The 26,034-nt window shown below is 39.3% G+C and carries 21 protein-coding genes; 17 read left to right on the top strand and 4 right to left on the bottom strand.

The window, feature by feature from the left end:
- Window positions 1-238 precede the first annotated feature (238 nt).
- Window positions 239-1,636 (bottom strand): glycoside hydrolase family 1 protein, encoded by a 1,398-nt coding sequence (locus STRMA_RS06095; RefSeq protein ID WP_003079863.1) that lies wholly within the window; start codon window positions 1,634-1,636, stop codon window positions 239-241.
- 149 nt (window positions 1,637-1,785) lie between these two features.
- Between STRMA_RS06095 and celB the strand changes: the two genes are divergently transcribed.
- The 9 genes from celB (at window position 1,786) to recG (ending at window position 13,441) form a co-directional block, all read left to right on the top strand.
- The gene (celB, locus tag STRMA_RS06090) at window positions 1,786-3,054 is read left to right on the top strand and encodes a PTS cellobiose transporter subunit IIC (protein ID WP_003081082.1); all 1,269 of its coding nucleotides are present in this window, start codon (window positions 1,786-1,788) and stop codon (window positions 3,052-3,054) included.
- A gap of 44 nt (window positions 3,055-3,098) precedes the next feature.
- Window positions 3,099-3,824: a GntR family transcriptional regulator gene (locus STRMA_RS06085; RefSeq protein WP_003079320.1), complete on the top strand. Its 726-nt coding sequence runs from the start codon at window positions 3,099-3,101 to the stop codon at window positions 3,822-3,824.
- 56 nt (window positions 3,825-3,880) lie between these two features.
- Window positions 3,881-4,834 (top strand): mannose-6-phosphate isomerase, class I, encoded by a 954-nt coding sequence (manA, locus tag STRMA_RS06080; RefSeq protein WP_003080593.1) that lies wholly within the window; start codon window positions 3,881-3,883, stop codon window positions 4,832-4,834.
- Window positions 4,835-5,084: 250 nt separating this feature from the next.
- Window positions 5,085-7,613: a preprotein translocase subunit SecA gene (gene secA, locus STRMA_RS06075; RefSeq protein ID WP_003078869.1), complete on the top strand. Its 2,529-nt coding sequence runs from the start codon at window positions 5,085-5,087 to the stop codon at window positions 7,611-7,613.
- A 21-nt stretch (window positions 7,614-7,634) separates the two neighbouring features.
- Window positions 7,635-8,666 carry a 3-deoxy-7-phosphoheptulonate synthase gene (locus STRMA_RS06070; RefSeq protein WP_003080144.1) on the top strand — a complete coding sequence of 344 codons (1,032 nt, stop codon included), beginning with the start codon at window positions 7,635-7,637 and terminating at the stop codon, window positions 8,664-8,666.
- A gap of 1 nt (window position 8,667) precedes the next feature.
- Window positions 8,668-9,696: a 3-deoxy-7-phosphoheptulonate synthase gene (locus tag STRMA_RS06065; protein WP_003081652.1), complete on the top strand. Its 1,029-nt coding sequence runs from the start codon at window positions 8,668-8,670 to the stop codon at window positions 9,694-9,696.
- A 133-nt stretch (window positions 9,697-9,829) separates the two neighbouring features.
- The gene (gene acpS / locus STRMA_RS06060) at window positions 9,830-10,186 is read left to right on the top strand and encodes a holo-ACP synthase (RefSeq protein ID WP_003078791.1); all 357 of its coding nucleotides are present in this window, start codon (window positions 9,830-9,832) and stop codon (window positions 10,184-10,186) included.
- On the top strand, window positions 10,183-11,286 hold the full coding sequence (gene alr, locus STRMA_RS06055) for an alanine racemase (protein ID WP_003081234.1): 1,104 nt from the start codon (window positions 10,183-10,185) through the stop codon (window positions 11,284-11,286). Before acpS ends, alr begins: the two co-directional genes overlap by 4 nt.
- 139 nt (window positions 11,287-11,425) lie before the next feature.
- On the top strand, window positions 11,426-13,441 hold the full coding sequence (gene recG, locus STRMA_RS06050; RefSeq protein WP_003078531.1) for an ATP-dependent DNA helicase RecG: 2,016 nt from the start codon (window positions 11,426-11,428) through the stop codon (window positions 13,439-13,441).
- A gap of 421 nt (window positions 13,442-13,862) precedes the next feature.
- Here recG and STRMA_RS06045 read toward each other — a convergent pair whose 3' ends face one another.
- A complete protein-coding gene (locus STRMA_RS06045) occupies window positions 13,863-14,822 on the bottom strand; it encodes an asparaginase (protein WP_003081346.1) in 960 nt (319 codons plus the stop codon).
- Between the two features lie 73 nt (window positions 14,823-14,895).
- Here STRMA_RS06045 and STRMA_RS06040 point away from each other — a divergent pair, with 73 nt between their 5' ends.
- On the top strand, window positions 14,896-16,275 hold the full coding sequence (locus tag STRMA_RS06040; RefSeq protein ID WP_003080463.1) for a Cof-type HAD-IIB family hydrolase: 1,380 nt from the start codon (window positions 14,896-14,898) through the stop codon (window positions 16,273-16,275).
- A 434-nt stretch (window positions 16,276-16,709) separates the two neighbouring features.
- Here the strand turns inward: STRMA_RS06040 and STRMA_RS06035 are convergent, their stop codons facing one another.
- Complete coding sequence (locus tag STRMA_RS06035) at window positions 16,710-17,159, bottom strand: universal stress protein (protein ID WP_003082240.1); 450 nt, start codon at window positions 17,157-17,159, stop codon at window positions 16,710-16,712.
- Between the two features lie 87 nt (window positions 17,160-17,246).
- Window positions 17,247-17,768, bottom strand: coding sequence for a biotin transporter BioY (locus STRMA_RS06030; RefSeq protein WP_003079804.1), 522 nt, complete (start codon window positions 17,766-17,768; stop codon window positions 17,247-17,249).
- Window positions 17,769-17,955: 187 nt separating this feature from the next.
- Between STRMA_RS06030 and STRMA_RS06025 the strand changes: the two genes are divergently transcribed.
- From STRMA_RS06025 to gatB, 7 genes are all read left to right on the top strand, one after another.
- On the top strand, window positions 17,956-19,170 hold the full coding sequence (locus tag STRMA_RS06025) for a pyridoxal phosphate-dependent aminotransferase (protein WP_003081597.1): 1,215 nt from the start codon (window positions 17,956-17,958) through the stop codon (window positions 19,168-19,170).
- Window positions 19,171-19,274: 104 nt separating this feature from the next.
- Window positions 19,275-20,060 (top strand): GTP-sensing pleiotropic transcriptional regulator CodY, encoded by a 786-nt coding sequence (gene codY / locus STRMA_RS06020; RefSeq protein ID WP_003081366.1) that lies wholly within the window; start codon window positions 19,275-19,277, stop codon window positions 20,058-20,060.
- Between the two features lies 1 nt (window position 20,061).
- The gene (locus tag STRMA_RS06015; protein ID WP_003078896.1) at window positions 20,062-20,613 is read left to right on the top strand and encodes a cysteine hydrolase family protein; all 552 of its coding nucleotides are present in this window, start codon (window positions 20,062-20,064) and stop codon (window positions 20,611-20,613) included.
- Window positions 20,614-20,876: 263 nt separating this feature from the next.
- Window positions 20,877-22,628 (top strand): aspartate--tRNA ligase, encoded by a 1,752-nt coding sequence (aspS, locus tag STRMA_RS06010; protein ID WP_003082036.1) that lies wholly within the window; start codon window positions 20,877-20,879, stop codon window positions 22,626-22,628.
- Window positions 22,629-22,748: 120 nt separating this feature from the next.
- Window positions 22,749-23,051, top strand: a complete 303-nt coding sequence (gatC, locus tag STRMA_RS06005; RefSeq protein ID WP_003080373.1) for an Asp-tRNA(Asn)/Glu-tRNA(Gln) amidotransferase subunit GatC — start codon at window positions 22,749-22,751, stop codon at window positions 23,049-23,051.
- Window positions 23,051-24,517 carry an Asp-tRNA(Asn)/Glu-tRNA(Gln) amidotransferase subunit GatA gene (gene gatA / locus STRMA_RS06000; RefSeq protein WP_003081741.1) on the top strand — a complete coding sequence of 489 codons (1,467 nt, stop codon included), beginning with the start codon at window positions 23,051-23,053 and terminating at the stop codon, window positions 24,515-24,517. The genes gatC and gatA overlap by 1 nt, the downstream gene beginning before the upstream one ends.
- Entirely contained in the window at window positions 24,517-25,956 is a 1,440-nt protein-coding gene (gene gatB / locus STRMA_RS05995) for an Asp-tRNA(Asn)/Glu-tRNA(Gln) amidotransferase subunit GatB (RefSeq protein ID WP_003079891.1), read from the top strand. Before gatA ends, gatB begins: the two co-directional genes overlap by 1 nt.
- The last annotated feature ends 78 nt before the right edge of the window (window positions 25,957-26,034 follow it).

Genomic DNA, 26,034 nt, shown 5'->3' with positions numbered 1-26,034 from the left:
AGAAAAGAAATTAAAGATTGTTCAGTTGTATCTTAAATATACGAAGGCGTTTAGTCAGCTACTAGAGACTTATCAGATTTCCGAATACACCTTTAAGACAATGACTTAAAAGGTATAAGAAGGGATGGTATAGACAGTCTCAAAAGTCTAGAACTTGGAAGAAGTACTCTAAGGAAGTCAAAGAACAATATGAATAAACTCCCTGAGGTATCGAAACTTTCAGGGAGTTTTGACAAATTTAATCTTCAAATCCATTTTTGTCGGCCAATGTTTTAAAGAAATAGCCAGATTTCTTGATGGTACGTTTGCCTTTCTTGTCTAAATCAACAGCGATAAGTCCATAACGGTTTTTGTAAGCGTTGGTCCAAGACCAGTTATCCATACAAGTCCACATATGGTAACCTAGACAGTTAGCACCTTCTTGGATAGCTTGATGAAGGTAGCGAAGATGATCTTTGATAAATTCAATACGGTAGTCATCTTCAATTTGCCCGTTTGCGTTAACATAACGCTCCTCGCCTTCAACACCCATACCATTTTCTGAAATGTAGCAAGGGATATTACCGTAGTTATCACGGACATTAATCATGATATCATAGATCCCTTTTTCATAGATTTCCCATCCACGATAAGGGTTCATTTTTTTACCTGGCATGTCATAATTATCAAAGTAATCTTCAGGCATAGGGTTTTGTGGATTAGCTTCAGCATGATTTTCTTTAACTTTGATACGGCGTGGTTGGTAGTAGTTGATGCCTAAAAGATCAATAGTGTTTTTCTTGATGATTTCAAGGTCAGTTTTAGTATGTTTTGGAACAATATCAAGTTCTTTAACTATTGCAATCAATTCTTTTGGGAAAGTTCCATAAATGGCTGGATCTAAGAATGAACGGTTAAAAAAGACATCTGCGATTTGTGCAGCCTTGACATCCTCGGGATTATTTTCATCACGAGGATAGCTTGGGGTTAGGTTGAGGATGATCCCGATTTTTCCATCCTGTGTTTCATGATATGCTTTGATGGCAAGTGCGCTAGCAAGTGTTTCATTGAAACCAACTTGAACAGCGTGCTTGAAATTTTTTTCATTTGGATAATGAAAGTCGTAGAGATAGCCACCTTCAACTGGAACAATAGGCTCATTATGAGTAAACCAGTATTTGACACGATCACCAAAAAGTTCAAAACAGGTTTTAGCAAAAGTGACATAGGCATCAACTGTTTCTCGATTTAACCAGCCCCCTTTTTCTTGCAGGAACATTGGCATATCAAAATGATAAAGGTTTATGAAAGGTTCAATACCGTTTGTTATTAATTCATCAATATAATTGTTGTAAAATGTGACAGCCTCCGGATTAACTTCACCAACACCGTTGGGAATGAGACGGCTCCATTGAATAGAAGTACGGAATGAGTTATGACCTGTTGCTTTCATCAGCTGAACATCTTCTTTAAACAATTTGTAATTATAAGAAGCTTTGTCTGGTCCTACCTGATTAAAGAAACGCTCAGGTTCTTTTGCATACCAGTAATCCCAGATGCTGTCGCCCTTACCGTCACCGTCAAAGCGGCCTTCAGTTTGAGGACCACTGGATGCAGTTCCCCAGAAAAATGTTTTTGGAAAAGTGTATTTTGACATAAGAAACTCCTTAATTCGATTAATTATATACCCTTATTATATATCTTTTTTTAAAAAAATCAATCTTTTTTATTTAAAAGTATAGACATTTATAAAGAAATATTATATATTGTTAGTGGATAAAAAATTAAAAAGGTAGGTAAAAACTTATGAATAAGTTTTTGGATGCAATTAGTGCGAAGTTACTTCCGCTAGCGAATATTCTTGGTTCTAATCGGTATTTGACAGTATTGCGTGATGCTTTTATGCTGGCATTTCCAATTACTATGTTTGGTTCTATTATTGTTGTTATCACCAATCTACCCTTCTTAAATACTAGTCAAAAAGGAATTTTGTCGGACCTTCTAGGAAATGGTCAATCAGCTACTATGTCTATTATGACTATATTTGTTGTCTTTGGTATTGGCTATTATTTATCAAAAGGCTACGAAGTTGAAGGAGTTTTTGGTGGAGCAGTGGCTCTGTCTAGTTTCTTACTCCTAACACCATTTTATATGCAAACAGACAGTGGCAAAACTGTTTCAAATGTTTTAAGTCTTGACCGTCTTGGAGCAAAAGGGATGTTTCTAGGAATGATAACGGCTTTTATCGCAGCTGAATTGTATAGCCGTTTTAGCAATAAGGGTTGGCAAATTAAGATGCCGGATACGGTTCCGCCGGCAGTTGCTAAATCATTTGCGGCTCTTATTCCGGGAACATTGACTCTGTTTATTTTTCTCGCTTTAAATGCTGTTTTATCAGGTGTCTTTAAGGTGAATCTTCATGATATCATTTATAAAATCATCCAACAGCCATTGGTAGGTTTGGGATCAAGTCTTGGAGCTACTTTAGTTGCTTTGTTCTTTATTCAGTTACTGTGGTTTTTTGGGCTTCATGGCCAAATTTTGGTTAATTCCGTAATGGATCCCATCTGGAATACACTTAACCTTGAAAATCTTGAAGCTTATAAAGCTGGGAAAGCCGTTCCGCATATCATTTCTAAATCATTTATGGAGACCTTTACTGTAGGGCTCGGCGGTTCTGGTATGACCTTAGCAGTTGTGCTTATAATGGCTTTTGTGCTTAAGAAAAAAATGTACAAAGATGTTGGCCGTCTAGCACTTGGTGCAGGTATTTTCAATGTTAATGAGCCTGTCATTTTTGGATTACCAATTGTAATGAATGCAACTATTTTGATTCCTTGGCTTTTATCACCTCTAATTGTAACCGTTATCAATTATTTGGTTATGCTAATAGGCCTTGTTCCGGCGCCGACTGGTGTCTCTGTACCGTGGACTGTTCCTGTTTTCTTCAGTGGAATGATGGCGACTAATTCTGTCATGGGCGGGATTTTACAATTGATTGATGTGCTTATTGTTGGACTTATTTGGTATCCGTTCCTTCTTGTACTAGACAGACAGGCAGATCCTGAGTTATAATGAACATAAGATATGTAGCAGAAGTAACATAAGGAAGTGAATTTATGCCAAAATACGAAGAGATAGCCGGTATTATTAGAAACAGAATTTCTAAAGGAACTTATCCGGTTGATACAAAATTACCGATTCAGTCTGATTTAGCTGAAGAATTTGGTGTTAGTCGGATGACTGTCAAAAAGGCTATTGAAATCTTAACAATTGAAGGCCTGGTTTTTTCAAAGCAAGGAAACGGGACCAAGGTTTTAGACTCTTCATTTTGGGATAAGAGTGATGCTAAGTTTCGATTAGATAATTATAATGGACTAAGTAAGGATTTACAGGATCAGGCTGTTAATCTATCTAGTCAGATTGTTGAATTTGAGGTGGAATTTCCTAAAGATACAGTTGCTGAAAGACTTCAATTGGATTTGACAGCTCCCGTTTATAAAATTGTGCGTCTTCGTCTACTTGATGATATTCCTTATGTTATTGAACACACGTTTATGCCAGTTGATTTGGTGCCCGGATTGGATGAAGAGGTTCTAAAAAGTTCTATTTATGATTTTCTGATAAATCAGTTAGGTTTGAAATTTGCAGGTTCTTATAAACATATCACTGCTGAGAAGCCAGATAACTACGACATAGATTATTTAAATTGTCAAGAAAATGATCCTATTTTACAGGTGGAGCAGGTCGTTTACTTAGAAAATGGGCGTCCTATTGAGTATTCGTGGAGCCGTAATCGTTATGATACTAGAGGATACTCACTATTAGATGTTAAGAACATCTAGTGAAAAACTTAAATGGCGGTTAGTTTATGTATAGAATAAATTTAAAGGAGAACACTATGGCAGAACCTTTGTTTTTACAATCACAGATGCATGAAAAAATTTGGGGCGGAGATCATTTGAAAACTGAATTTGGCTACTCTATTCCTAGTGAAACAACTGGCGAATACTGGGCTATTTCAGCGCACCCTAATGGTGTATCCGTCATTAAAAACGGCTCTTATAAAGGGATGCCTTTAGATAAGCTTTATGCAGAACATAGAGAATTGTTTGCCAATAGTTCCAGTCCTGTTTTTCCGCTCTTGACAAAAATTTTAGATGCTAATGACTGGCTGAGTGTTCAGGTGCATCCTGATGATACTTATGCGCTTGAGCACGAAGGAGAATTAGGTAAAACAGAATGCTGGTACATTATTGCTGCTGAAGAAGGCGCAGAAATTATCTATGGACATCATGCTAAATCTAAAGAGGAACTCCGTCAGATGATTGCTGCTGGCCAGTGGGATAGCTTGCTAACTAAGGTAGCTGTTAAGGCTGGTGATTTTTTCTATGTACCTAGCGGGACTATGCATGCTATTGGTAAGGGAATCATGGTTCTTGAAACGCAGCAGTCTAGCGACACCACCTATCGTGTCTATGATTTTGATCGCAAAGACAGCAGCGGACAAAAGCGAGAACTGCATATTGAGCAATCTATTGATGTTTTAACGATTGGAAAACCAGCTAACTCGGTCCCAGCTGACCTGTCCTTAGAGCAGTTAGAATCTACTTTGCTTGTATCTAGCCCCTTTTTTACTGTCTATAAATGGCAAATCAAAGATGAAATAAAAATGTATCGAACTTTTCCTTATCTTTTGGTCAGTATACTTGATGGTGCAGGCAGTATAACAGTGGACAGGCAGCATTATGATCTTAAAAAAGGGGATCATTTTATTCTGCCGGCAGATGTTAATGAGTGGGAATTTACAGGCGACCTGACAGCTATTGCTAGTTATCCCAATGAACATCACTAAGCTTTAGCAGCAAAAGGAAGTCTTGTTTTGCTATTGATACAGCTCAAAAAGGAGGCGGCAGACTTATAGTCTATGGGGTCTTGTTTCGCCGCTTTGAATCTAAAATAAAGGAGTAGAGTAAAAGCCATTACTTGGCAGAAGTTGGCTTTTCTTTCCTCTTTTTTATTTAGCTTTAAAAGGTCAGTTGTTTCTTGAATGGAGCCCTTATTTGTGATAGAATAAACTGATAATACTCTCGAAAGGAATAAAGATGGCAAATATTTTACGTGCTATCGTTGAAAACGATAAAGGTGAAGTAAGAAAATTAACAAAAATAGCAAAGAAAGTTGAAAGTTATGCAGATGAGATGGAGTCTCTTTCAGATGAAGAACTCCAAGCTAAGACTGAGGAATTTAAGAAACGCTACCAAGACGGTGAGACTTTAGATGATTTGCTGCCGGAAGCTTTTGCAGTCGTCCGTGAGGCTTCAAAACGTGTTCTTGGGCTTTATCCTTACCGCGTTCAGATTATGGGAGGGGTTGTTCTCCACCATGGAGATGTCCCAGAAATGCGTACAGGAGAAGGTAAAACACTGACAGCAACTATGCCAGTTTATCTTAATGCTTTGTCAGGTGAGGGAGTTCATGTTGTAACGGTCAACGAATATTTGGCAACACGCGATGCTACTGAGATGGGCGAATTATACTCATGGCTTGGGCTTTCTGTCGGTATCAATTTAGCTGCTAAGTCGTCTAGTGAAAAACGTGAAGCTTATGACTGCGATATCACTTATTCAACCAATGCTGAGATTGGTTTTGACTACCTTCGTGATAATATGGTTGTCCGCAAGGAAAACATGGTTCAGCGGCCGCTGAATTTTGCACTTGTAGATGAAGTGGATTCTGTTTTGATTGATGAAGCAAGAACTCCGCTAATTGTTTCTGGTCCAGTCAGCAATGAAACGAGTCAGCTTTATCACCGTGCAGACAGTTTTGTTAAAACTTTATCTGAAGATGATTACGCTATTGATACACCGACTAAAACGATAGGACTTAAAGACTCGGGTATTGATAAGGCCGAAGAGTACTTTCGTTTAGACAATCTTTATGATATTGATAACGTTGCCTTGACGCACTATATAGACAATGCGCTTCGGGCTAATTATATTATGCTGCTTGATATTGACTATGTTGTCAGTCAGGAACAGGAAATTTTAATTGTTGACCAATTTACAGGACGGACAATGGAAGGACGTCGTTTTTCTGATGGTCTTCATCAGGCTATTGAGGCTAAAGAAGGCGTTCCTATTCAAGATGAATCCAAAACAAGTGCTTCAATAACTTATCAAAATATGTTCCGTATGTATAAAAAACTAGCGGGAATGACAGGTACGGCTAAGACCGAAGAGGAAGAATTTCGTGAAATTTATAATATGCGTATTATTCCAATTCCAACCAACCGTCCAGTAGCACGTATTGACCATCAGGATTTGCTTTACCCAACTTTGGAATCTAAGTTTAAAGCCGTCGTTGCTGATGTTAAAGAACGTCATGAAAAAGGACAGCCTGTCTTGGTTGGTACAGTTGCGGTTGAAACATCTGATTTAATCTCTAAGATGCTTGTGCAGTCAGATGTTCCTCATGAAGTATTGAATGCCAAGAACCATTTTAAAGAAGCACAGATTATCATGAATGCGGGCCAACGCGGTGCTGTAACGATTGCGACCAATATGGCAGGCCGTGGAACGGATATTAAACTCGGTGAAGGCGTGCGTGACCTCGGCGGTCTTTGTGTGATTGGTACTGAGCGTCATGAAAGCCGCCGTATTGACAATCAGCTTCGGGGACGTTCTGGCCGTCAAGGAGACCCAGGAGAATCACAGTTCTATCTTTCCCTTGAAGACGAACTTATGAGACGCTTTGGTTCTGAGCGTATTAAAGCTTTTCTGGATCGCTTTATTGAGGAAGACAACGATGTTGTCATTAGATCACGGATGCTGACCAATCAGGTGGAATCTGCACAAAGACGCGTTGAAGGAAATAATTATGATACGCGTAAGCAGGTCTTGCAATATGATGATGTTATGCGGGAGCAGCGTGAAATCATATATGCTGAACGCTATGATGTCATTACTGCTGAGCGTGATCTTGGTCCTGAGATTAAAGCAATGATTAAACGAACGATCAACCGTACAGTGGATTCGCACAGTCAGTTGAATCGTGAAGAGAGTCTTGAGGCTATTCTTAATTTTGCTAAAACAAACCTATTGCCTGAAGATTCCATCAGCATGCATGATATTGAAGATCTGAAATATGATGATATTAAAGATTTTTTGTATGATGCAGCTATGAAAAATTATGATCGTCAAATTGAGAAACTGCATAATGAAGAAGCGGTTTGGGAATTCCAAAAAGTACTTATTCTTATGGTTGTGGATAATAAATGGACGGATCATATTGATGCACTGGATCAGCTGCGCAGCTCAGTTGGCTTACGCGGCTATGCGCAAAATAATCCTATTGTTGAATATCAGTCAGAAGGTTTCCGAATGTTCCAAGATATGATTGGAGCGATTGAATTTGATGTCACACGAACAATGATGAAAGCACAAATTCATGAACAAGAGCGCGAAAAAGAAGCTGAACATGCAACAACGACAGCTGAAAAGAATATTGCAGCTCGCTCAAGAGCAGCAGATTCTGAACAGGATTCTATATTTAAGGGTGTTGGTCGTAATGATAAATGCCCTTGCGGTTCAGGTAAAAAATTCAAAAATTGTCATGGCCGCAAACAGTTTTAAGTTAATTAGTTAGGATAAAAAATGTCTTTTAAAGCAGTTAGTAAAAAAATTAATATTGAAGAAGTCCGTCATCTATCCAAATTAACGGGGAATTCTTTAGCAAAAAAAGAAGCAAGAGACCGTGAATTAGAAGCTATTATAAAAGGAGAAGATGATCGTTTGCTTTTAGTCATTGGGCCTTGTTCATCAGATAATGAAGAGGCTGTACTAGAGTATGCTCATCGCTTGGCTAAATTGCAAAAAGAAGTTCAGGATCGTATTTTTATGGTTATGCGTGTTTATACGGCTAAACCACGTACGAATGGAGATGGCTACAAAGGGATGATGCATCAGCCAGATACAGAAGCAGCTCCAAGTTTAATCAATGGCATTAAAGCGGTGCGCAATCTGCATTATCGTGTTATTACCGAAACAGGTATTACAACGGCAGATGAAATGCTCTATCCTGAAAATTTACCCTTGGTGGATGATTTAGTTTCTTACATTGCAATTGGAGCTCGCTCTGTTGAAGATCAGCAGCACCGTTTTGTAGCCTCAGGAATTGATGTCCCTACTGGTATGAAAAATCCGACCTCTGGCAATCTTAATATCATGTTTAACGGTATTTATGCTGCTCAAAATAAGCAATCTTTCCTTTTCAACGGTGAAGAAGTTGAAACGAGCGGAAATCCGCTGGCTCATGTTATTTTGCGCGGAGCTGTGAATGAATACGGCAAAAACATTCCTAACTATTATTATGATAATATTATTGACACCATTGATCAGTATGAGGAAATGGGCTTGAAATATCCTTTTATTGTTGTGGATACCAATCATGATAACTCTGGTAAAAATTACTTGGAGCAGGTGCGTATTGTTCGTCAAACGTTAATAAACCGCGACTGGAATGATAGAATTCACCAAGCAGTTCGAGGCTTTATGATTGAATCTTATTTGGAAGATGGCCGGCAAAATGAACCGGAAGTTTTCGGCAAATCTATCACAGATCCTTGCCTTGGCTGGGATAATACAGAAAAGCTTATTCATGAAATTTATGAGACTTTAGGAAAATAAAATGGGAATTCATCAAAAAAGTACAGCCATTGATATCACAGAAATAAAAGAAAATACTCGTTTAACTGGTCAGCACTTGGCCCATAAAAAAGCACGTGATGCTGAATTATCGAAAATTATTAAAGGTGAAGACGACCGTATCCTTTTGGTAATCGGTCCTTGTTCATCAGATAATGAAGAGGCCGTATTGGAGTATGCCAGACGTTTAGCAAAATTACAAGAAGAAATCAAAGAGCATATCTTTATTGTTATGCGTGTTTACACTGCTAAGCCACGAACAAACGGAGATGGCTATAAAGGTTTAATTCATCAGCCTAATACATCACAGCTGCCAGATTTGATTAATGGGATTCATGCTGTTCGCAACCTCCATTATCGTGTCATCACAGAAACAGGTTTGACAACAGCAGATGAGATGTTATATCCTTCTAACTTGGTTTTGATAGATGACTTGGTGTCTTATCATGCGGTAGGAGCTCGCTCGGTTGAAGACCAGGAACATCGCTTTGTAGCTTCAGGTATTGATGCACCGGTTGGTATGAAAAATCCAACTTCTGGTAATCTTAAGGTCATGCTAAATGCCATTCATGCTGCACAAAACCAGCAAAATTTTATTTATAACAGTGCTGAGGTTGAAACAGACGGAAATCCTATGGCGCATGTCATTCTTCGCGGTGCCAGTACGGAACATGGTGAATATGAGCCGAATTATTATTATGATATTCTTTTGAAACTGATTGCACAGTATGAGAAGATGCAATTGAAGTATCCTTTTATTGTCATTGATACTAATCATGATAATTCCGGTAAAAATTACTTAGAGCAAGTCAGAATTGTCCGTCATAGTCTGATTAACCGTGATTGGAATGATAAAATTAACCAATATGTTCGCGGTTTTATGATTGAGTCTTATTTGGAAGATGGCCGGCAAGATGAACCAGAAATTTTTGGCAAATCCATTACAGACCCTTGCCTTGGCTGGGATAATACAGAAAAGCTCATTCATGAAATTTATGAGGCTTTAAAATAACCTAGACAGACAACAGAATGCTGCTAAAAGTATAAGACTAATTAGAAAGCAGTGACATTTACTGGGGGATACAATCGCTGCAGCAGTCTATTTATTAAACAATTGAAGGCTCAAGGTTCTTTAGAAAGATGATATGATAATAGGACATGGAATAGATCTCCAGACTATCAGTGCTGTTCAAAGAGCATTTGAAAGAAACAGCCGTTTTGCGCAGAAGGTCTTAACAAAAAGAGAATTCGCAATCTTTTCACAGTTAAAAGCCAAACGTCAGCTAGAGTATCTGGCCGGCCGATGGGCTGCTAAGGAGGCTTTTGCCAAAGCTTATGGAAGCGGTATTGGTAAATTACGTTTTTTAGATTTAGAAATTTTATCTAATTCCAAGGGAGCCCCTGTTTTTACTTGTTCTCCTTTTGAAGGGAATATTTTTGTCAGCATATCTCATTCGGGAGATTTTGTGGAGGCAAGTGTTATTTTGGAGGAAAAATTATGATAGCAAGCCCTCATCGTCCAACGGCTGCGCTTATTCATCTAGAAAATATCACCTTTAATATAAAACAGGTTCAAAGGCATATTAAACAAGATGCTAAAATTTTTGCAGTTGTCAAAGCAAATGCTTATGGCCATGGAGCTGTACAGGTTGCCAAAGCGGTTCAGCAGCAGGTTGATGGCTTTTGCGTATCAAATCTGGATGAGGCTTTAGAACTGCGCCGGGCAGGGCTAGAAGATTTTATTCTTATTTTAGGAGTGCTTCTCCCTGAGGAAGTTGCCTTGGCAAATAAAAAAGACATTACTGTTACAGTTGCTGACTTAGAATGGCTGGATAGGGTACAGGCAAAAAAGATTGATTTAAATGGCCTTTCAGTACATATTAAAGTGGATTCTGGTATGGGAAGGATCGGTGTCAGAAGCAGTAAGGAAGCTGATGAGCTTATTGCAGGTCTGCAAAAAGCAGGTGCTTGTGTTGATGGCATTTTTACACATTTTGCAACAGCAGATGAAGCTTCTGCCACTAAGTTTAATCAGCAATTGGAAAAATTTAACGCTATTGTGACTCACTTAAGCTATAAACCTCAGCTGATACATGCTTCTAATTCGGCGACTAGTATTTGGCATAGTGATACTGTTATGAATGCTGTACGCTTAGGAATTGTGATGTACGGTCTAAACCCCAGTGGTAAGACCTTAAAACTGCCTTATGAGCTTAAGCCTGCTCTAGAGCTAAAGTCAATGCTTGTTCAGGTAAAAGAAGTGCAGGCAGGTGATACCATCGGCTATGGGGCAACTTATAGGGCCAAGCAAGCAGAGTTTATCGGAACGGTTCCCATAGGTTATGCGGATGGCTGGACTAGAGCTTTGCAGGACTTTTATGTTTTGGTGGATGGACAGTATTGTCAAATTGTCGGACGTATATCTATGGATCAGATAACCATTCGTCTGCCTAAAGCTTATCCTTTAGGTACTGAGGTAACCTTGATTGGTGATGATGGAAGTCTCAGCATCTCAGCAACTGATATTGCGCAAAAGCGTGAAACCATCAATTATGAGGTGCTTTGTCTCTTGAGTGATCGTATTCCAAGAAAATATAAATAATAGCGATAATAACCATTTTAGTGGTGAAAAAGAATATTGCCAATGCTAGTATACAGATGAAAAACAGTCAGAACTCTAGTTTTCTTTTTCTAATGTAGCTCGTTTTTTGTTGCCATAAAAAAGTATTAGAGGTGTCCTTATGAATTTGCAAGCTCCCCTAGCGCAACTTAAAGGTTTAGGGCCTAAATCAGCTGAAAAATTTCACAAGTTAGGGATTTATACGATTGAAGACTTGGTGCTTTACTATCCTTTTCGTTATGAAGACTTTAAGGTAAAATCTATTTTTGATTTGCTAGATGGTGAAAAGGCTGTTATTACAGGTACTGTTGTAACGCCAGCTAATGTTCACTACTATGGATTTAAGCGGAATCGCCTTTCTTTTAAATTAAAACAAGGAGAAGCAGTCATTGCTATTTCTTTTTTTAATCAGCCTTATTTAAAAGATAAGATTGAGCTGGGAAAGGAAATGGCGATTTTTGGAAAATGGGATCAGGCTAAGTCTTCTATGGTGGGAATAAAAATCTTAATTCAGGCAGAAGCTGACATGCAGCCTGTTTATCATGTAGCCCAGGGTATTTCTCAGTCTGCTGTGATTAAGGCCATAAAATCAGCCTTTGATGCAGGCTATATTAGGGAATTGCCAGAAAACCTGCCAGGCATACTACTGGAAAAATATCATTTGTTAGATAGACAAACAGCAGCAAGAGCGATGCATTTTCCTAAAGATTTGGCAGAATATCAGCAGGCTTTGCGCCGGATTAAATTTGAAGAGCTTTTTTATTTTCAAATGCATTTGCAAATACTAAGAGCTGAGAATAGGTCTCAAACTAATGGTTTGGCTATTTCTTATCAAAAGTCTAAAGTCACAGAGAAAATTCAGTCTCTGTCCTTCTCGCTGACCAATGCGCAGCAGCAGAGTTTAGACGATATATTGAGTGATATGCAATCAGGAGCTCATATGAACCGGCTTTTACAAGGTGATGTAGGATCTGGCAAGACGATTATAGCCAGCCTGGCCATGTATGCGGCCTATACTGGGGGGCTGCAAGCAGCTCTGATGGTACCAACAGAAATCTTAGCTGAACAGCACTATGATAGTTTGAGAGCCTTATTTCCTGAACTTTCAATTTCCCTTTTAACTTCTGGGATGAAAGCTGCTGTCAAACAAGCAGCTTTGTCTGCTATTGCTGATGGTTCTGTGGATATGATTGTTGGCACGCATGCCTTGATTCAAGAAAGCGTTAATTATCATAAATTAGGTTTAGTTATTACAGATGAACAGCATCGATTTGGTGTAAAACAAAGACAGCTTTTTAGAGAAAAAGGTGAAAATCCTGATGTCCTTATGATGTCAGCTACTCCGATTCCTAGAACTTTGGCCATCACTGCCTTTGGAGAAATGGATGTTTCTGTTATTGATGAGCTGCCAGCGGGACGTAAGCCCATTATCACACGTTGGGTAAAACATGAACAGTTGGACAGGGTTTTTTCTTGGCTTAGTCAGCAAGTAAAGCAAAAGGCTCAGATTTACATTATTTCTCCTTTAATTGAAGAATCTGAAACTTTAGATTTAAAAAATGCTGTTGCCTTAGAGGAAGAGATTAAAGCTTACTTTGCTGCTTCTGCTCATGTTGCCTTGATGCATGGCCGTATGGAAAATGAGGAAAAAGAGGCTATTATGCAGGCTTTTAAAAAAGGAAAGATTGATATTTTAGTTTCTACGACTGTCATTGAAGTTGGTGTCAATGTCCCCAATGCGACGATCATGATTATTATGGATGCTGATCGTTTTGGTCTTAGTCAGCTGCATCAGCTGCGTGGGCGTGTAGGGCGCGGCGATAAGCAGTCTTATGCTATTTTAGTTGCTAATCCTAAGACGAATGCTGGAAAAAAACGAATGCAGATTATGACAAAAACCACTGATGGATTTCTTTTGGCCGAAGAAGATTTAAAAATGCGCGGATCAGGAGAAATCTTTGGTATCCGCCAATCTGGTATTCCTGAATTTCAGGTTGCTGATATCGTAGAAGACTATCCCATTTTAGAAGAGGCAAGAAAAGTTGCTGCCCAGATTGTGACCGATAAAGATTGGCGCAAGGATAAACGATGGAATGCGCTTGTGCAAAATCTTAAGCAAAAAGAGATTTTAGATTAAGGTTTGTATTAGCTTTTTCTAAGCTTTTTTTAAGTTGTTGCTTTTAGAATAACATCATTAAAAGAAAGCGAGGAACAGGTTATGACCATAAAAATTAACGTAAATTATAAGAAAAATTTTAAAAAAGGCAAGCCATTTCTAAATTATGGTCAGCCAGTTATCAATAATCAGTGGCAAAAATAATGCTGATCTTAAAATAGCAAAAATCCCACAAGATAAAGTGGGATTTTTGATGTCTAATTAGTTTGTCTTATTGCCATTGGAACGGACAAAGCTCTAAGTCTAACTGCTGATGCCTAACTTCTCATTTTTATCTTCATACGCAATGAAAATCAAAAAGCAAATGAAGAAGCTAGCTGCAAGCAGTGCTAAGCTAGGGCAAGGTGACGCTGACCTAGTTTGAAGAGATTTTCGAAGAGTATTAGCCTTCTATATATTCTTTTAGCTCTTGACCTTTAAGTCCGGCATTTAGAGCAATGAGAAGTTTAAGTCTGGCCTTAGGGGCATTGACTTCCTTGACAAACATAACACCAGCTTCATAAAGATTGACACCGCCGCCCTCATAGGCATAAATAGGTTCTGCTATACCATTAAAGCAGCGTGAAACCAGTGCTACGGGAATACCTTCTTGAATAAGTTTAGCTATACTTTTAGCGGCTTCTGGCGGGAGATTGCCAGCACCAAAAGCTTCAATAATAAGCCCGTCAATAGTTGTCTTATTTAGGCTGCTAAACAGCCAGTCTCCCATTCCAGCATAAGCTTTAATAATAGGGACAGTTCCTTTTATAGATTCCAGACGAAAGCGCCGTCTGGGCTCGGCTGTTTGAAAAAAGAGAATGTCACGCTTCATGATGATACCAAGAGGTCCGTGTGTAGGCGTCTGAAAAGTAGCTAAGTTACTAGTATGCGTTTTAGTAACGTATTTAGCGGCATGTATTTCATCATTCATAACGACAAGGACCCCTTTTTCAGCTGCTTTTTCATGGCCAGCAACTCGAAGAGCGGTTAGATAATTATAAATGCCATCACTTCCTAATTCATTGGAAGAGCGCATAGCTCCTGTCAAAATGATAGGAATGTGAGGCAGTGTCATAGTATCAAGGAAATAAGCAGTTTCTTCCAGAGTATCTGTCCCATGCGTGATAACGACTCCGTCGTACAGTCCGGCTGTCTCTCTGATTTTCTGTGCCAGTAAAAGCATATGGTCAACTGTGATCTGAGGACTGGGGAGGTTTAAAAAATCAATAGATTCAATTTCAATCTGATCAAGTCCAATACCGACTTGATTCATTGGATTGTAGCTGTTTGGGATAACCTGGCCGTTATCATCAGCTTGCATAGAAATAGTTCCGCCAGTGTGCAAAACAAGGATCTTTTTCATGGTTTTTAAAATTCTTTCAAATTGTGATATACTATATTTTAACATAATTAAAGAGATATGAAAGGGCGATACTGTGGCCATCGAAGCAGTTTTTTTTGATATTGACGGAACGCTTTTAAATGACCGTAAAACTGTTCCGAAATCAACGCAAAAAGCAATTAAAAATATGAAAAAGCAGGGAATTCTGATTGGTGTTGCGACTGGAAGAGGACCTGCTTTTGTCGAACCTTTTATGGAAAATTTAGGGCTTGATTTTGCTATTACTTACAATGGTCAGTATATTTTTACGCGCGACCGTATTTTATATCAAAATCAAATACCTAAATCAACCATTTACCGTGTTATTAAGTATGCTGGGGAACATCGGCGGGAGATTTCACTTGGCACAGCTTCTGGTTTGGTAGGATCGCATTTTATTAATATGGGAACAAGCCGGTTTGGACAGTGGTTTAGCCGCTTTGTTTCTAAAAAAATAGCAAAAACGATAGAGCGCAGTTTTAAAAATATTATCCGTCGTATTAAGCCCCAAAACCGGAGTCATTTAATGACGATTATGCGTCAGCCGGTTTTTCAAATTGTTTTAGTGGCTACACAAAGTGAAAGCCGTGAAATTGTTCAGCAGTTTCCCCACTTGACAGTTACCCACAGCAGTCCTTATTCCATTGATTTGATTTCAAGAGGGATGTCTAAATTGCAAGGGATTAAACGCATTGCAGCTGCCTTTGATATTGAATTGTCAGAGGTGATGGCTTTTGGAGATTCTGACAATGACCTTGAAATGCTTTCAGGTGTCGGTTTAGGAATTGCTATGGGAAATGCAACAGAAAGCGTAAAAGAAGCGGCTGCTTACACAACTGCCAGCAATAATGATGATGGCATTTCAAAAGCTCTCTCTCATTTTGGTGTCATTCATCAGCCATCGGCGCAGGTCTTTTTAAGCTCGGATGACAATTTTAATAAAGTTAAGGACTTTCATCTCTTAATGGATGGTAAAACCTGTGAAACCCCTCGCAGTTATGATGTCCTTGAAGGCAGTCATAGAGCAGATTTTAAGGTAGAGGAAATTGTTGAGTTCTTATATGCAGCAAGCAGCAGTGATTCTGAAACCTTTACCCAAACTATTGCAGATCTTCATAAGGCTATTGATAAAGCAGCAGATAAAGTATCTTCAAAAAAACACCCTGAAACTCCTTTAGTTGGGCAAGTTGATGCTCTAATAGATCTTCTTTATTTGACCTATGGCTCTTTTGTTTTAATGGGAGTTGATCCTAAACCCTTTTTTGATACCGTTCATGAAGCTAATATGGGAAAAATATTTCCAGATGGCAAAGCCCATTTTGATCCTGTGACACATAAGATATTAAAGCCAGATGATTGGGAGGAACGCTTTGCACCAGAGCCAGCTATCAAACACGAACTTGATCGCCAAATCCAAAAATCACTAAAGCAGTAAGTAAAACATGCCAGTTTAGACACAATGAAAATGACAGAGTAAACAAGGCAGTAAACCGCAGACAAAAGAGTAGGACAGATATCAATCATTCAAGTCAATTCGATTTTTCAGCTATCTAAGCAAGCACTGCATGCTGCAAGTAAAACGACAAAAATGCATGGGGCTGGGAACTTTTATCTCAGCCTCTTAAAGCTAATACTGACGCCATCAACAATGAATAGGCGAAGCTGACCTGCCTTGAAGAGATTTGCAAAGAGCATTAAAAAAATATCAGATGTTTATGTGAGCTGTTCCCTAAAAGTTAGATATAAAATCTAACGATTGGGAGGAAGTTCAGTGTTCATCTGATATTTTTTAGTTTAGGATATGACTTTACAAGATGCAAAGTCATTTTTAGGTCAAATTAGAAAGAGCTTCTAGCTTTGAATGAAAGGTTATAAAGTTTTTTCAGGATCGCGTACAACGAGCAGATCAACTTTAGCATGACGGAGAATATATTCAGAAGATGATCCGATAAGCAGCCGTTCAAAGGCATTAAGTCCTGTTGCACCCAGCATAATAAGATCGACCTTTTCCCGATCAGGTATTTCGGTAGCCAGTAATGTTTTTGGGTTGCCAAATTCAATAATCTGCTGAAGCTTGGTTATCCCCTTTTCACGGGCTTGCTTTTCGTAATCATCCAAGACACTGTGTGCTTCTTTTTCTAATTTTTCATAAATATAGGCATCAAAGGTAGCTACGCTTTGCAGGGCTCTTGTATCAACCACATGTGCTAAAAGCAGCTTAGCATCGTTTCTAAGAGCAACGCTAACGCCTTTCTCAAAAGCTAATTCGGATTCATAAGAACCATCAATAGCAACAAGGATATTTTTGTAAGTAGACATAACCTTTCCTCCGTTTTATTTTCTGACTCTATTGTAAACTTTTTCAGATAAAAAGTAAAATTCTTCTTTATATTATAGGTAACACAGCTATGCTGTTTTGAATCTCCTGTAAAGAAGGGTTACCATTAAAACTTTTAAACTGTCTCCAGGAATGAAAACAAGGTTGGCCCAAAAAGCTTTATCTAGAGGCATATGAGACTGGATACTTAAGCCAAGGGCTCCTAAGCTATCAATAAATAAGACTCCAATCAACCAAATCAGCAAATAATCAACAACAAAACGACGATTTCCAGTTTTTTCTGTTACAAATCCAATTAAGCCAGCAGCAAATGGATAAGCAAATAAGTAACCAGCTGAAGGCCCCATAAACACGGCTATATTGCCATGTCCCCCGCTAAGAACAGGCAGTCCTAAGGCTGCTAAAAATAAAAAGATAAGGACAGCTAAAAAACCGCGCTTGGCGCCTAAAAGAGCACCAGCTAGCATAATCCCCATATTTTGCAGGATAATCGGAACAGGTATAATACCTAAGGGAATAGGAGGAATAAAACCGAGGACTATAATGACAGCAATCATCATTGCCATAGAAGCGACTGTCTTTGTTTTCATTAGATAAACTCCATTAGTTAACTTATAAATAATTTAGGGTAACTATATTATGGCATAACTTCTTTTAGAAAACAACATTGAAAAAAGTTGTAAAGGATTTATCAAAAATACTGCTGTCTCGTTGCGCTTTTAGCCAAAATAAGCTACAATAATGACACGATTAACCAAGGATCAATGAGGTAAAATCATGAAAGAATTTAAAAAATCAGTCAAGCTGGATCATGTTGCCTATGATATTCGCGGACCGGTACTAGAAGAAGCAAATCGTATGATTGCAAATGGTGAACAAATTCTACGTCTTAATACAGGGAATCCTGCTGCATTTGGTTTGACAGCGCCGGACGAGGTTATTCGTGATTTAATCATGAATGCCCGTGAGAGTGAAGGTTATTCAGACTCCAAAGGGATTTTTTCTGCTCGTAAGGCGATTATGCAGTACTGCCAATTAAAGAATATTCCTGATGTTGATGTGGATGATATTTATATTGGCAATGGTGTATCAGAAATGATTACCATGTCTATGCAGGGTCTTTTAGATAATGGCGATGAAGTCCTTGTACCGACGCCTGACTACCCGCTTTGGACAGCTTCAATCAGTCTTGCAGGCGGCAATGCTGTCCATTATATTTGTGATGAAAAAGCTGACTGGTATCCAGATATCAACGACATCAAATCAAAAATAACATCTAACACTAAAGCTATTGTTATTATTAATCCTAATAATCCAACAGGGGCTCTTTATCCCAAAGAAGTTTTAGAGGCGATTGTTGAAGTAGCGCGTCAGAATGACTTGATTATTTTTGCAGATGAAATTTACGATCGTTTGGTTATGGATGGAGAAGAGCATATCGCCATTGCCAGTCTTGCACCGGATTTATTTTGTGTTTCCATGAATGGTCTATCAAAATCGCACCGTGTAGCAGGCTTTCGAGTAGGCTGGATGGTTCTTTCAGGCCCTAAAAAGCATGTGAAGGACTATATTGAAGGCTTAAATATGCTGTCTAATATGAGACTTTGCTCCAACGTACTTGCTCAGCAAGTGATCCAGACTTCATTAGGCGGTGTGCAGTCTATTGATAAACTTCTTTTGCCGGGCGGCCGCATATATGAACAGCGCAATTTCATTTATAAAGCCATTAATGAAATCCCTGGGATCTCAGCAGTAAAGCCAAAAGCAGGTTTGTATATTTTTCCTAAAATTGACAGAGAAATATATCAGATAGATGATGATGAACAGTTTGTTCTTGACTTTCTAAAGCAGGAAAAAATTCTCCTAGTACATGGACGGGGATTTAACTGGATAGAGCCGGACCATTTTCGCATTGTTTATTTGCCAAGTGTTGAAGAACTTTCAGAAATTCAGGAAAAGATGACTCGGTTTTTACGCCAATACCAAAAGTAGGGTTTTTCAAAAAATTTCGAATATTAGGGAATTTTCTGACAATTATTTGCATTCTAAAAAAAGCTTTGATATAATAGTTTTGACTATCAAAGAAAGAGTGAATTATGGCTAATTTATTATCGAAAACACGTCGTATTACTTCGATTTTGCAAAAATCAGTTGAGAGCCTCCAAAATGATTTGCCCTATAATACCATGGCAGCACAGCTAGCTAATATTATTGACTGCAATGCCTGTATTATTGATGGCAGCGGTAATCTCCTTGGTTATGCAATGAAGTATAAAACCAATACAGACCGTGTAGAAGAATTTTTCCAGGCCAAGAAGCTGCCAGATGAATATGTTAAATCAGCCAGCCGTATTTATGATACGGAAGCCAATTTATCAGTAGAAAATGAACTCACTATTTTTCCTGTAGAATCAAAAGATATCTATCCAGATGGTTTAACAACAATTGCTCCAATATATGGAGGCGGAATGCGTCTTGGTTCTTTAATTATCTGGCGTAATGACAAAGAATTTAATGATGATGATCTTATTTTAATTGAAATTGCTTCAACCGTGGTAGGGATCCAGCTCCTTAATCTGCAGACGGAAAATCTTGAAGAGACCATCCGTAAACAAACAGCTATTAATATGGCTATTAACACACTTTCCTATTCAGAGATGAAGGCTGTTGCGGCTATTTTAAGTGAACTAGATGGCAATGAAGGACGCTTGACAGCTTCTGTTATTGCAGATCGTATCGGTATTACACGCAGTGTTATAGTTAATGCTCTTCGCAAACTGGAAAGTGCCGGAATTATTGAAAGCCGTTCACTAGGCATGAAAGGAACTTACCTAAGAGTTATCAATGAAGGGATTTTCGAAAAACTGAAGGATTACAGCTAATATGGCAAAGGCACTGATTTCAATTGATTATACCTATGATTTTGTTGCGGATGATGGCAAGTTAACAGCAGGAAAGCCAGCTCAGGCTATCTCAGAAACGATTGCCCAAGCGGTACAAAAAGCTTACAACAATGGAGATTATATTTTCTTTGCTATTGACGGGCATGATGAGGGTGATACTTTTCATCCTGAGACTAAGCTCTTTCCGCCGCATAATATCAAGGGAACCAGCGGGCGTAACTTGTATGGACCTTTGGCTGATTTTTACCAGAAGTATAGAGATGACCATCGGGTCTTTTGGATAGATAAGCGTCATTATTCTGCCTTTTCAGGAACGGATTTGGATATTCGGCTGCGGGAACGCCGTATTGATACTCTTGTCTTAACGGGAGTTTTAACAGATATTTGCGTTTTGCATACGGCCATTGATGCCTATAATCTCGGTTATCAAATTGAAGTGATTCAGTCCGCAGTAGCTTCCCTGAGTCAAGAAAATCATCAATTTGCGCTAAACCACTTGCAAAATGTGCTTGGTGCAACTATAATAGAATAATCAACAAATAAAAGTTAATATGAAGAGAAGTAGAGTAAGCCTTGCGACTTGTCCAGAGAGCATCTGTTGCTGTGAGTGATGCCAAGTCAAGAGATACTGAAGAACATACTTTAATCTCCTATCTTAAAAACATAGGCGCCTTATTCACGTTACGAATCGAGAGGTTATTAATGATTTGATTAATGACAAACAACAGTGGCACCACGGTCTTCGTCTGTTTAGATGAAGCTGGTGCTTTTTATTTTTACGAAAAAGAGGATAGCATGAAAGAACGATTTATTGGAAATTACGGATTAGAACAAGTTGGTCAAAAAGTAACAGCCAAGGGCTGGGTGGCCAATATCAGAAATCATGGGAAATTGGCTTTTATTGAGCTTCGAGACCGTGAAGGGCTCTTGCAGGTTTTTGTCAATAGCGATATTGCTGACTTTGATAAGCTCCATGATCTGCATAAAGAAAGTATTTTAGCAGTGACTGGTGAGATTGTAGCGCGTGATGAACGCTTTGTTAATCCACATCTTAAATCAGGCCAAGTAGAATTGCGGGCAGAAAAAATTGAAGTCATAGCCAGCAGCAAAACCTTGCCTTTCGAATTGGATAATCATGCGCATGCTGGTGAGGAAATCCGGCAGAAATACCGTTATTTGGATTTGCGGCGTGAGAAGATGACTGCTAATTTAAAGCTGCGCCATCAGGTCACAAAAACGATTCGTGATTATCTCAATCAAGCTGATTTCATTGACGTTGAAACACCTTATTTAACCAAGTCAACACCAGAAGGAGCGCGTGATTTCTTAGTACCCTCACGGGTCTTTAAAAATCAATTCTATGCTCTGCCGCAAAGTCCGCAGATGCTAAAGCAGCTCCTGATGGGGGCTGGCCTTGAGCGCTATTATCAAATTGTCCGTTGTTTTCGTGATGAGGACTTACGGGGTGATCGCCAGCCAGAGTTTACTCAGGTTGACTTGGAAATGAGTTTTGTCAGTGAAGAAGATGTCCGCAATCTTGTTGAAGGTATGCTTAAGGCCGTTGTTAAAGCTAGCAGAGGGGTTGAACTGACAGAAGATTTTCCTATCATATCTTATGAACAAGCGATGCGCCGTTTTGGTTCTGATAAGCCCGATACGCGTTTTGCTATGGAACTCAAGGACTTAACAGAGCTTTCGCGAGGCAATTCCTCCCTCTTCTTGCAAAAAGGGCTGAAAAAAGATAACGGTGCGGTTATGGGAATCTGTGCTAAGAATGCTGGTAAGGCTTTTACTAACCGTCAAATGGCTGCGCTGAAGCAATTGGTCATGGACTTTGGTGTTGCTGGCTTTGCAACCGCAACGATAGCAGACGGTCAAGTGACAGGTTCTTTGAAATCAACCTTTAAGGATCATAATGCTGAATTATTAGACCGATTCGAAGCTGAAGATGGAGATGTCATCTTCTTTGTCACAGGTTCGCTCAAACGTGTTCAAGAAGCTTTGGGCGCTCTTCGTGTCAGATTAGCTAAAGATTTGGATTTGATTGATGACAGCAAGCTGAATTTCCTTTGGGTGGTTGATTGGCCGCTTCTAGAATGGAATGACGATCTAGGCCGCTATCAAGCCATGCACCATCCTTTTACCCAAGGAGCTTTTGAGGATGGCAGTGATTGGAAAGAGAATCCTGAAAAGATGATGAGCCGTGCTTATGATATTGTTTTAAATGGTTATGAAATCGGCGGCGGCAGTCTTCGTATTCATGAGCGCAGCACTCAAGAGACTATGTTTGAGCTGCTTGGTATGAAGAAAGAAGATTATGAACGGGATTTTGGTTTCTTTTTAGAAGCTTTGGAATATGGTTTCCCTCCTCATGGAGGATTAGCCTTAGGACTGGATCGTTTGGTGATGATTTTAGCAGGAGAAGAAAATATCCGTGAAGTGATTGCCTTTCCAAAAAACGGTCAGGGAGCTGATGCTATGCTTGAGAGCCCAAGCTCAGTTTCAGATCAACAGCTGGCAGATTTGCGCTTGGACTTACGTGACTAAGCAGCTGAATTTGTGATAAAATAAAACGGTAACTATCAATAGATTTTGTTTTGGTGATAGAGCTGCTTGGCTTTATTGCTTGAAAACAGCAGTGATTGGCTAGAAAATAAGGAGATAAGAATGAAAATTTCTGAAGCAGAAGTTCGCCATGTGGCTAACCTCTCTAAGTTAAAATTCTCAGATGATGAAACGAAAGAGTTTGCAACAACTTTGACCAAGATTGTTGACATGGTAGAATTACTAAATGAAGTTGATACGCAAGGCCTGCCTTTTACATCAAATGTAGCAGACAATCTTAACTATATGCGAGAAGATGTCTCTGTACCTGGCTGGGATCGCAAACAGCTTTTTAAAAATGTCCCAGAGCATGAAGACGGTTTGATTAAAGTGCCAGCTATCATTGATGAAGGAGGAGATGCCTAATGACTTTTAATGATCAAACGATTGATGACTTGCATGATCTTCTTGTTAAGAAAGATATTTCAGCGGTTGAATTGACCAAAGCGACCTTAGAGGATATTAAAGAACGTGAAGAAACAGTCGGTTCTTTTATTACTGTAACAGAAGAAGAAGCCTTAGCACAGGCTGCTGCCATTGACCAAAAAGGCATTGATGCAGACAATGTTATGTCTGGTATCCCTTTGGCTGTTAAAGATAATATTTCGACAAAAGATATTTTAACAACAGCTGCATCAAAAATGCTTTACAACTATAAGCCCATTTTTGATGCCACTTCTGTTGAAAAACTCTATGGTAAAGATATGATTATCGTAGGTAAAACTAATATGGATGAATTTGCCATGGGGGGATCTACCGAAAATTCCTATTTCAAGCTGACTAAAAATGCCTGGGATCAAGGAAAGGTTGCCGGAGGTTCCTCAGGCGGTTCTGCGACAGCAGTTGCTGCAGGTCAGGTGCGTCTGTCACTTGGTTCTGATACGGGCGGTTCTATTCGTCAGCCAGCTGCCTTCAATGGAATTGTTGGTATCAAGCCAACTTACGGCCGTGTATCACGTTTTGGGCTGATTGCTTTTGGTTCTTCCTTGGATCAAATCGGGCCTTTTTCACAAACGGTTAAAGAAAATGCGCAATTGCTCAATGTTATTTCGGGAAATGATAAGAAGGACTCAACCTCTTCACAAGAAGAAGTGCCAGACTTCACCCAGTTTATTGGTAAAGATATCAAGGGAATGAAGATTGCCCTTCCTAAGGAATACATGGGCCAAGGTATTGATGAAAAGGTTAAAGAAACCATTTTAAAAGCTGCTAAGCATTTTGAAAGTTTAGGGGCTATTGTTGAGGAAGTCAGTCTGCCGCACAGTAAATACGGCGTTGCCGTTTACTATATTGTTGCTTCATCAGAAGCGTCTTCAAACTTGCAGCGTTTTGATGGGATTCGCTATGGCTATCGCACTGAAGATTATGAAAATCTTGAAGATGTCTATGTAAATACCCGCAGTGAAGGTTTTGGTGAAGAAGTGAAACGTCGGATCATGCTAGGGACTTTCAGCCTTTCATCAGGTTATTACGATGCTTATTTCAAAAAAGCGGGCCAAGTGCGGACCCTTATCGTGGAAGACTTCAAGAAAGTCTTCGCTGACTATGATTTAATCTTAGGGCCAACAGCTCCAACCGTTGCCTATGATTTGGATTCTCAGCATCACGATCCTGTCGCTATGTATTTAGCTGACCTCCTGACCATTCCTGTCAATTTAGCTGGTCTGCCAGGAATTTCTATACCTGCTGGTTTTGTGGAAGGCTTGCCTGTTGGTATGCAGCTGATTGGCAAACCTTTTGCTGAACAAACCATCTATCAAGCAGCAGGAGCTTTTGAAGCAAGTACAGATTATCATAAACAGCAGCCAGTTATTTTTGGAGGTGGCCACTAATGAATTTTGAAACGATCATCGGATTAGAAGTCCACGTTGAATTAAAAACAAATTCTAAAATTTTCTCACCTGCACCAGCACATTTTGGAGAAGATCCAAATGCTAATACTAATATCGTTGACTGGTCTTTCCCCGGTGTTTTGCCTGTCATGAATAAAGGGGTTATTGATTATGGAATCAAGGCTGCACTTGCTCTTAATATGGATATTCATCAGCGCATGCATTTTGACCGCAAAAACTATTTCTATCCTGATAATCCAAAGGCCTATCAAATTTCACAATTTGATGAACCTATCGGCTACAATGGCTGGATTGAAATTGAATTAGAAGACGGCAGCACCAAGAAAATCCGCATTGAGCGGGCACATTTGGAAGAAGATGCTGGGAAGAACACACACGGTGCTGATGGCTATTCTTATGTAGACCTCAACCGTCAAGGGGTGCCCTTGATCGAAATTGTATCAGAAGCTGATATGCGCTCACCAGAGGAAGCTTATGCTTATTTAACAGCCCTTAAAGAAATTATCCAATACACAGGTATTTCAGATGTCAAGATGGAAGAGGGCTCTATGCGCGTGGATGCCAACATTTCTATCCGGCCTTATGGACAGGAAGAATTTGGCGTTAAGACCGAGCTAAAAAATTTGAACTCCTTCAACTTTGTTCGCCGCGGTTTAGCCTATGAAGAAAAACGCCAGGCAGAAGTGCTTCGATCTGGCGGTCAAATTCAGCAGGAAACACGCCGTTATGATGAAGCAACGGGCGAAACACTGCTAATGCGTGTCAAGGAAGGATCAGCAGATTACCGTTATTTCCCAGAACCAGACCTGCCAATCTTTGAAATTGAAGATGATTGGATTGAGCGGGTTCGCTCAAGCCTGCCAGCCTTTCCAAAAGAACGCCGGACTAAGTATGTCAATGACTTGGGTCTATCAGCTTATGATGCTGCCCAGCTGACCAGCTCAAAAGCTGTTTCAGATTTCTTTGAAGCAGCTCTTGCACAAGGGGCAGATGCTAAGACCGTTTCCAATTGGCTGCAAGGAGATGTAGCACAATATCTCAATGCTGAAAATCAAACGATTGACCAAATTGGCTTAACACCGGAAAACTTGACAGAAATGCTTCAATTAGTAGCAGATGGCACTATTTCTTCTAAAATAGCTAAGAAAGTTTTCCTTCATTTGGCCAAAAATGGCGGCTCTGCTAAAGAATATGTCAAATCAGCAGGTCTCATTCAGATTTCTGATCCAGCACAGCTCCTGCCAATCATCCAAGAAGTCTTTGCCAACAATGAAAAAGCGCTTAATGACTACAAAGGCGGCAACAAAAATGCAGCCAAGTCTCTGGTTGGCCAAATCATGAAAGCCACCAAAGGCCAAGCCAATCCGCAAGTTGCTCAAAAATTGCTTAATGAGGAATTGGCTAAATTAACTGATTAAAAATGTAATTATTTACTTTTTACAAAAAAGCAAGCAGATTTTGCTTGCTTTTTCTTTTATCTTATATTACAATCAATC

Origin of the sequence: Streptococcus macacae NCTC 11558 (assembly GCF_000187995.2) — a bacterium.
Classification (GTDB): domain Bacteria; phylum Bacillota; class Bacilli; order Lactobacillales; family Streptococcaceae; genus Streptococcus; species Streptococcus macacae.
This window is presented reverse-complemented; position numbering and strand designations above follow the sequence as displayed.

Coding starts and splice junctions, on each gene's coding strand:
- STRMA_RS06095 (WP_003079863.1), bottom strand. CDS start 1,636: ATGTCAAAATACACTTTTCCAAAAACATTTTTCTGGGGAACTGCATCC.
- celB (WP_003081082.1), top strand. CDS start 1,786: ATGAATAAGTTTTTGGATGCAATTAGTGCGAAGTTACTTCCGCTAGCG.
- STRMA_RS06085 (WP_003079320.1), top strand. CDS start 3,099: ATGCCAAAATACGAAGAGATAGCCGGTATTATTAGAAACAGAATTTCT.
- manA (WP_003080593.1), top strand. CDS start 3,881: ATGGCAGAACCTTTGTTTTTACAATCACAGATGCATGAAAAAATTTGG.
- secA (WP_003078869.1), top strand. CDS start 5,085: ATGGCAAATATTTTACGTGCTATCGTTGAAAACGATAAAGGTGAAGTA.
- STRMA_RS06070 (WP_003080144.1), top strand. CDS start 7,635: ATGTCTTTTAAAGCAGTTAGTAAAAAAATTAATATTGAAGAAGTCCGT.
- STRMA_RS06065 (WP_003081652.1), top strand. CDS start 8,668: ATGGGAATTCATCAAAAAAGTACAGCCATTGATATCACAGAAATAAAA.
- acpS (WP_003078791.1), top strand. CDS start 9,830: ATGATAATAGGACATGGAATAGATCTCCAGACTATCAGTGCTGTTCAA.
- alr (WP_003081234.1), top strand. CDS start 10,183: ATGATAGCAAGCCCTCATCGTCCAACGGCTGCGCTTATTCATCTAGAA.
- recG (WP_003078531.1), top strand. CDS start 11,426: ATGAATTTGCAAGCTCCCCTAGCGCAACTTAAAGGTTTAGGGCCTAAA.
- STRMA_RS06045 (WP_003081346.1), bottom strand. CDS start 14,822: ATGAAAAAGATCCTTGTTTTGCACACTGGCGGAACTATTTCTATGCAA.
- STRMA_RS06035 (WP_003082240.1), bottom strand. CDS start 17,159: ATGTCTACTTACAAAAATATCCTTGTTGCTATTGATGGTTCTTATGAA.
- STRMA_RS06030 (WP_003079804.1), bottom strand. CDS start 17,768: ATGAAAACAAAGACAGTCGCTTCTATGGCAATGATGATTGCTGTCATT.
- STRMA_RS06025 (WP_003081597.1), top strand. CDS start 17,956: ATGAAAGAATTTAAAAAATCAGTCAAGCTGGATCATGTTGCCTATGAT.
- codY (WP_003081366.1), top strand. CDS start 19,275: ATGGCTAATTTATTATCGAAAACACGTCGTATTACTTCGATTTTGCAA.
- STRMA_RS06015 (WP_003078896.1), top strand. CDS start 20,062: ATGGCAAAGGCACTGATTTCAATTGATTATACCTATGATTTTGTTGCG.
- aspS (WP_003082036.1), top strand. CDS start 20,877: ATGAAAGAACGATTTATTGGAAATTACGGATTAGAACAAGTTGGTCAA.
- gatC (WP_003080373.1), top strand. CDS start 22,749: ATGAAAATTTCTGAAGCAGAAGTTCGCCATGTGGCTAACCTCTCTAAG.
- gatA (WP_003081741.1), top strand. CDS start 23,051: ATGACTTTTAATGATCAAACGATTGATGACTTGCATGATCTTCTTGTT.
- gatB (WP_003079891.1), top strand. CDS start 24,517: ATGAATTTTGAAACGATCATCGGATTAGAAGTCCACGTTGAATTAAAA.